Here is a 7,303-nt window from a genome sequence, read left to right as displayed (position 1 = left end):
GTCAACGTCCTGTGGGCCCTGATCCGTGACGGACAGTGCTTCCAACGTGGACTCCCCGTAGTAGCTGCGGCTTGACAACGTCATTAGGAGGTGTCCAGCTCGGCCCGTTCCGCCCGCAGCCGGTCGCCGAGCGCGGTGCGGGCGGCCGCGGGCAGGGCTTTGCGGGCGGCCGGGAAGAGCTGCTTCTCCTCGCCTCGCAGGTGCCGCCGCAGGGTTTCGGCGAGGCCCCGCAGCAGCGTGTCGAAGGCCGGGTCGGCCGGTTCGAGCCCCTGGAGGTCGGCGAGGTACTGGCCGATCGCCAGGTGGTCGTGGATGCTGCGGAAGACCAGGGCCCCGCCGTCGGGCACGTCGTGCTGCACCGCGGGGAAGAGGTGTTCCTCCTCGTCGGCGCAGTGGGTGAACAGCAGGTCGGTCAGCCGGGTCAGCAGTGCGCCGCGCCCGGGGTCGTCGGCCGGTGCGGCCTCGATCCGGTCGAGCAGCTCGGTGACCGCCCGGTGGTCGGCGGTGAACTCGCCGAGGATGTCAGGCCTGCGGCTCATGGCCCGCCCGCCTCTCGCACGGAAGACTCCCCCCGCCGTCTTCCAGTATCCGGCGCCGGGGTGCCCGTCCGGAGGTGCGGCCGGCCGCCCACGGGGCGGTACGCCCGGTCACCCTCCGTCGCGCCGCCCGGTGAGGGCGAGCAGCCGGGTCTGCGGGGCGGCGTCCGCGGGCACCGGCAGCGGCGGGTCGAAGAGTCCGCTGCCGGAGAGGTCCCCGTACCCGGCGAACTCGCCGAGCGCGAATTCGACGAGTTCGTCCGGGAGCCGGGTGAGCCGTCCGATGCCCTCGGCGAGGTCCCAGGAGTGGATCACCAGGTCGGTGGTGAGCTGGTCCAGGTAGTACTGCCCCGAGGTGTCCGCGAAGGAGAGGTGGACGGTCAGCTCGGTGGAGCCGGGGACGGCCCAGGCCTCCCGGGCGGCCTCGGCGGCGTCGGTCCAGGCGGTGACCGGGTCGTCGCCGAGCACGTCGCCGTCGAAGCGTTCGCCGACCTCTCCGATGGTGGCGCCCATCAGCAGTTCGGGCACCCAGAGCTGCTCGCCGGTGAGGTGGTTGACCAGGTCGCGGACGGACCAGTCGCTGCACGGGGTGGGGGAGTCCCACTGGCGGGGGGTGACGAGCCGGACGCGTTCGCCGAAGGCGGCCAGCGCCTCGGTGTACGGGGTGTCGGTGCGCGCTTCCCGTCGGGGGTTCCTTTGTCGGGCCATGCCTCCACCCTCTCCGGCCCGGGCGGCCCCCGCGAGTCGCCGACGAACCGTCAGTTGTTCAAATTCGAACTTCGGGGTACGGTCGACCGGGCGGCGGTTCAAATTTGAACAATGGCGCCGGGTGACGACCCGGCCCGCCGCACCACCACACCCCATGACCATGTCCGGCCGTGCCGGACGACGACCGCACCCCGATCGATGGAGACGCGCATGCCGAGCAGCAGCCCGAGCACGACCGCCGCCACCACCCCCGTCAGCCCGGCCCGGGACACCGCCGGGCCCGCGACGACTTCCCCGCACGCCTACGACGTCGGACTCCTGCTCCTGCGCCTGGCCCTCGGCCTGACCATGGCCGCGCACGGCAGCCAGAAGCTGTTCGGCTGGTTCGGCGGCGGCGGGATCGACGGCACCGGTCAGTTCTTCACCATGAGCGGCTACCCGGCCGGCACCGCCATGGCCGTGGTGGCCGGTCTCACCGAGACGCTGGGCGGACTCGCCCTCGCCGTCGGCCTGTTGACCCCTCTGGCCGGTGCCGCGATCGTCGGCACGATGGTCAACGCGCTGGCCGTCACCTGGGGCGGCGGCTTCTTCGCCCCGAAGGGCAGCGAGTACGAGCTGCTGCTGACCGCGGCCGCCGCCGCGCTCGCCCTGACCGGCCCCGGCCGCTACGCCGTGGACCGCTTCCTGCCCGTGCTGCGGGCGCACCGCCTGGCGTACGGCGCGGCCGCCGTCGTGGTCGGCCTGGTGACGGCGGGTGTGATCCTGCTGCTCCGCAAGTAGTCCCGGGCGCACCCGGAAAGGGCACGGCGACGATGTGTCGCCGTGCCCTTCCGGCATTTCGGCTGGGTAGGCCTCGGGTAAAGGCCTTCACAATGTTGTGTGATGTGTGCAATGGTACATGTCACATCCCCACTTCCGTGACGAAACCGCCCCACGGTGTCGTCGCGGACGGTCCTCGCTCCCCCGCAGGCCGCGCCCCAAATCGCGGCCGTCGACGGCCCGGAGGCCCCCACGTGAATGGCCAGCGCTTACTGCGAGTCCCGCGGTTGGCAAGACTGTTGACGCTCGTCCTGTCCCTGTTCCTGGCGGTCGGCCTGTTCGCCCCGCAGACCCAGGCCGCCACCCCCGCCGCTCCCACCCCCGGCGGGGCGGCCCCCACCGGCACGCCCGCCGGCACGGCGCCCGCCCACCTGGCGCCGCCGCCCGCGATCGGCGAGAGTCGCACCGACACCGCTCCGGCGAAGCCGGACGGCCGCAAGCGGCTCAGCCCGGAGGACCTCGTCCCCCAGTCGCCGACGGCCCCGCTCACCGGCCTGTCCGCGGCCGAGCAGCCGCAGGCCAAGGCCTTCGGCCTCGGCGCGGCGGCCGAAAAGTCCTGTACCGTCGGCGACTTCACCAGCCGGACCGGCGGCGCGCTGGTCCAGCAGATCAAGTCCGTCGACCTGGAGTGCGTCAACTCGCTCTTCAAGATCGGCCGCGGCGACGCCGCCAACGCTTTCCGCGAGTCGCAGATGACCACCGTGGCCAACGCGGTGCGCGACGCCGCGCGCAGCTACCAGGGCGACAACAGCGCGTCGATCTCGCAGCTGATGCTCTACCTGCAGGCCGGCTACTTCGTGCAGTTCTACAACGCCGACGTGGTGGGCCCGTACAGCGGCAACCTGAAGAACGCCGCGCGCGCCGCGCTGGACGCCTTCTTCGCCAACTCCCGTACGCGGGACATCACGTCGGACAACGCCGGACCGCTCGCCCGGGCGACCACGCTGATCGACAGCATCAAGGACAGCGCCCGCTACCTGCCCGTCGCCAAGCGCCTGCTGACCGACTACGACAGCGCCACCTGGAACCCGACGGGCATGGTCCACGCCATGACCCCGGTGCTCACCCAGCTGTTCGCCGGGCACTGGGAGGCCGACTTCCTCCCGGCCGTCAAGGCCGACCCGACCGTGCTGGACGCGCTCTACACCTTCATCTCCCGCAACCAGGGCCTGCACGGCGGGCCCTACGCGCGGACGGTCTACGAGGCCACCAACGAGCTGACCCGCTTCATGCAGTACCCGGAGCTGCTGCCCAGGCTGCGCCCCTACGCGCGGACCCTGGCCCAGCAGTCCTCCCCGAGCGGCCCCACCATGTACCAGCGCGGCTCGGTGGCGCTGGCGGTGAACTGGTGGGACAAGGCGGGCTGTTCCTACTACGGCACCTGTGACGACCCGGCGAGGTTCAAGGCCGCCAACCTGACGGTGAAGCACACCTGCAGCCCGAGCATCACCATTCTGGCCCAGGCGCTGGACAGCGCCCAACTGGCCACCGCCTGCGCGAGCCTGAACGGCCAGGACGCGTACTTCCACGCCGTGGCCAAGGACAGCGGGCCGGTCAAGGACGACAACAACGGCACGATCGAGGTGGTGAACTTCCACTCCTCGCTCGACTACCAGGTGCTCGCTGCGGTCATCTACGACATCAACACCAACAACGGCGGGATGTACCTGGAGGGCGAGCCGGACAAGGCCGGCAACCAGCCGCGCTTCCTCTGCTACGAGGCCGAGTGGGCCCGTCCGTCCTTCGAGATCTGGAACCTCAACCACGAGTACACCCACTACCTCGACGGCCGGTTCAACGTGTACGGCGACTACGATGCCGGCCAGGTGCAGCCGATCGACTGGTGGGTCGAGGGCTTCGCGGAGTTCGTCTCCTACTCCTACCGCAACCTCGTCAACGACGGTGCCATCGCGGTGGCCCCGCGGCACACCTACAAGCTGAGCGAGCTGTTCGACACCGTCTACGCCAAGAGCGACCAGGACCGGGTCTACCGCTGGGGCTACCTGGCCGTGCGCTACATGCTGGAGCAGCACCGCTCGGACCTGGACGCCGTCCTCGCCAAGTACCGTGCCGGTGACTGGGACGGCGCCCGCGCCATCCTGAAGACCACCATCGGCACCCGCTACGACGCGGACTTCGACGCCTGGCTGACCGCGTGCGCGGCCGGCGCCTGCGCCACGAACACCCCGGGCCGGCCGCAGCTGCCGGAGTGCGCGGGCGGCGACCCGCGGAAGCTGGACGCCAACTGCGTGCGCGGCAACGTCGCGGCGACCACCGGGAACTACGCCCACTTCTACGTCTGGGTGCCGCAGGGCACCAAGCAGCTGAAGGTCACCAGCAAGGGCGGCACCGGCAACGGCGACCTCTACTACAACCCGGGCAGCTGGGCCTACACCAACGCCTACACCGCGCGTTCGGCGGGCCCGGACAACTCCGAGACGCTGACCGTCACCGACCCGCCGTCCGGTGGCTACGTCTTCTTCAGCCTCTACGCCAAGGACGGCTTCAACGGGGTGAGCGTCACGAGCGAATTCTGAGCCGGGAACGGCACGAGGACAGGTGACCGCCCCGGGCGGAGCGCTTCGGCGCCCCGCCCGGGGCGGGTCCGTTGGTGAAGGACCATCACCGGCCCTGCCTGAATTCCCCGCAAACCGCGCACAACGCCCCGGGTTCCCAAGGCCATGTGAGATGTGCCATGGTACATGTCACATCCCCCACCGTGCCCGACGGCACCGCCCCCACGCGGTGCCGTCGCCAGCGGTCCTCGACCACCCCCATCGGCCGCGCCCCAAGCCGCGGTCGACGACGGCCCGGAGGCCCCCACGTGAGTCCCTCGCGTTTGCTGCGACTCCCGCAGCTGGCACGATTGTTGACGCTCTTCCTGTCCCTGTTCCTGGCGGTCGGCCTGTTCGCCCCGCAGTCCCAGGCCGCCCCCACCACCCCCACTCCCGGCGGTGCGCCCGCGCCCGTCCCCACCGGGCCGGCCCCCCAAGCGGCCCTCGACGCGCCCGAACGAGCCGACAGCGGGCAGCAGTTGGCCTCGGTCGACCAGCGCGCCCCGCTCCCGGTCGACACCCGGCCGGCCGAGGTCCGGCCGAGCGCCAAGGCCTTCGGCCTCGGCGCGGCCGCCGAAAAGCCCTGTACCGTCGGCGACTTCTCCGGCCGGACCGGCGGCGACCTGGTCCAGCACATCAAGGACGCCGACATCCAGTGCATCAACAGCCTGTTCCAGCTCACCGGCGGCGACGCGCGCGGCGCGTTCCGCGAGGAGCAGATGAACACGGTGGCCTACGCGCTGCGCGACGCCTCGGCCAACTACCCCGGTGACAACAGCACGTCGGTCGAGCAGCTGGTGCTCTACCTGCGCGCCGGGTACTTCGTGCAGTGGTACCACAAGGAGGACGTCGGCGAGTACGGTGCCGGCCTCAAGACCGCGATCCAGTCCGGTCTGGACGCCTTCTTCAACAGCGCCCACTCGCGCGACGTCGCCGCGGGCAACGGCCCCATCCTGGGCGAGGCCGTCACCCTGATCGACAGCGCGCAGGAGAACGTCCGCTACCTCCCGGTGGTCAAGCGGCTGCTGGGCGACTACAAGGCCGAGACCTGGAACCCCGCCGGCATGGCGTGGGCGGTCAACCCGGTGTTCACCGTGCTGTTCCGTGGCCACCAGGTGCCCGGCTTCGACGCGGCCGTCGAGGCGGACCCGAGCGTGCTGGACGCGCTCTCCGACTTCGCGACCCGCAACAACGCCCTGCTCGGTGACACCTACGGCGTGCTGGTCTACAACGCCACCAAGGAGCTCACCCGCTTCCTGAAGGACACCGCGCTCCAGGCCAAGGTCCGTCCGCTGGCCAAGGCGCTGGTCGAGAAGTCGGAGCCGAAGGGCCGTACCGTCTACCAGTGGGCCGCGGTCGCCGAGGCGGTCGACTACTACGACCAGGGCAACTGCTCCTTCTACGGCACCTGCGACAAGTCCGACCAGCTCAAGGCCGGCGTGCTGACGGTGAAGCACACCTGCAGCCCGAGCATCACGCTGCTCGCCCAGGCGCTGGACGCCACCCAGCTGGACACCGCCTGCACCAGCCTCAACGGTCAGGACGCGTACTTCCACTCGGTGGCCAAGGACAGCGGCCCGGTCAAGGACGACAACAACAAGACGATCGAGGTCGTGGCCTTCCACTCCTCGCTCGACTACCAGGTGCTCGCCGCCGCGATCTACGGCATCGACACCAACAACGGCGGGATGTACCTGGAGGGCGACCCGACCAAGGCCGACAACCAGCCGCGCTTCCTCTGCTACGAGGCCGAGTGGGCCCGCCCGTCCTTCGAGATCTGGAACCTCAACCACGAGTACACCCACTACCTCGACGGCCGGTTCGACATGTACGGCGACTTCGAGGCCGGCATGAAGACCCCGACCGTCTGGTGGGTCGAGGGCTTCGCCGAGTACGTCTCCTGGTCCTACCGCAAGGTGAACAACGACGCCGCCATCGCCGCGGCCGGCCGGCACACCTACAAGCTGAGCGACCTGTTCGACACCGCCTACGGCGACCAGGACCGGGTCTACCGCTGGGGCTACCTGGCCGTGCGCTACATGCTGGAGCAGCACCGCTCCGACATGGACGCAGTCCTCGCCAAGTACCGCACGGGTGACTGGGACGGTGCCCGCGCCATCCTGAAGACCACCATCGGCACCCGCTACGACGCGGACTTCGACAGCTGGCTGACCAAGTGCGCGAGCGGCGGCTGCGCCACCGACGGCAGCGGCACCCCGCCCACCACGCCGGGCACCCCGCTGCCGGAGTGCACCGGCACCGACACCCGCCTGCTGGGCGCCAACTGCACCCGCAGCAACGTCGCGGCCACCACGGGCAACTACGCGCACTTCTACCTGCTGGTGCCGGCCGGCACCAAGCAGGTGAAGGTCACCACCAGCGGCGGCACCGGCAACGGCGACCTCTACTACAACCCCACCGGCTGGGCGTACACCGAGAGCAGCACCACGCACTCGACCGGCCCGGACAACTCCGAGACGCTGACCGTCACCGACCCGCCGTCCGGTGGCTACGTCTTCTTCAGCCTCTACGCCAAGGACGGCTTCAGCGGGGTGAGCGTCACGAGCGAATTCTGAGCCGGGAACGGCACAAGGACAGGTGACCGCCCCGGGCGGAGCGCTTCGGCGCCCCGCCCGGGGCGGGTCCGTGTCCCGTACCCGGGCCGCCGGGAATAGCCGGGGGCGC

At 70.7% G+C, this 7,303-nt stretch carries 5 protein-coding genes; 3 read left to right on the top strand and 2 right to left on the bottom strand.

The features are described 5' to 3' along the window. Window positions 1-83: 83 nt before the first annotated feature. On the bottom strand, window positions 84-539 hold the full coding sequence (locus tag ACWD4P_RS37435; RefSeq protein ID WP_449782716.1) for a hemerythrin domain-containing protein: 456 nt from the start codon (window positions 537-539) through the stop codon (window positions 84-86). A 108-nt stretch (window positions 540-647) separates the two neighbouring features. Next, entirely contained in the window at window positions 648-1,244 is a 597-nt protein-coding gene (locus ACWD4P_RS37430; RefSeq protein WP_359826178.1) for a TIGR03086 family metal-binding protein, read from the bottom strand. 210 nt (window positions 1,245-1,454) lie between these two features. Here ACWD4P_RS37430 and ACWD4P_RS37425 point away from each other — a divergent pair, with 210 nt between their 5' ends. The 3 genes from ACWD4P_RS37425 (at window position 1,455) to ACWD4P_RS37415 (ending at window position 7,194) form a co-directional block, all read left to right on the top strand. After that, window positions 1,455-2,024, top strand: a complete 570-nt coding sequence (locus tag ACWD4P_RS37425; protein ID WP_359826176.1) for a DoxX family protein — start codon at window positions 1,455-1,457, stop codon at window positions 2,022-2,024. Window positions 2,025-2,290: 266 nt separating this feature from the next. Continuing rightward, window positions 2,291-4,600: a M9 family metallopeptidase gene (locus tag ACWD4P_RS37420; protein ID WP_449782715.1), complete on the top strand. Its 2,310-nt coding sequence runs from the start codon at window positions 2,291-2,293 to the stop codon at window positions 4,598-4,600. 287 nt (window positions 4,601-4,887) lie between these two features. After that, complete coding sequence (locus tag ACWD4P_RS37415; RefSeq protein WP_359826171.1) at window positions 4,888-7,194, top strand: M9 family metallopeptidase; 2,307 nt, start codon at window positions 4,888-4,890, stop codon at window positions 7,192-7,194. Window positions 7,195-7,303: the final 109 nt, after the last annotated feature.

This window comes from Kitasatospora sp. NPDC002543 (genome assembly GCF_053594915.1).
This window is presented reverse-complemented; position numbering and strand designations above follow the sequence as displayed.

Bases quoted from the DNA above. Each gene is read 5' to 3' on its own strand.
- ACWD4P_RS37435 (WP_449782716.1), bottom strand. From the start codon at position 539: ATGAGCCGCAGGCCTGACATCCTCGGCGAGTTCACCGCCGACCACCGG.
- ACWD4P_RS37430 (WP_359826178.1), bottom strand. From the start codon at position 1,244: ATGGCCCGACAAAGGAACCCCCGACGGGAAGCGCGCACCGACACCCCG.
- ACWD4P_RS37425 (WP_359826176.1), top strand. From the start codon at position 1,455: ATGCCGAGCAGCAGCCCGAGCACGACCGCCGCCACCACCCCCGTCAGC.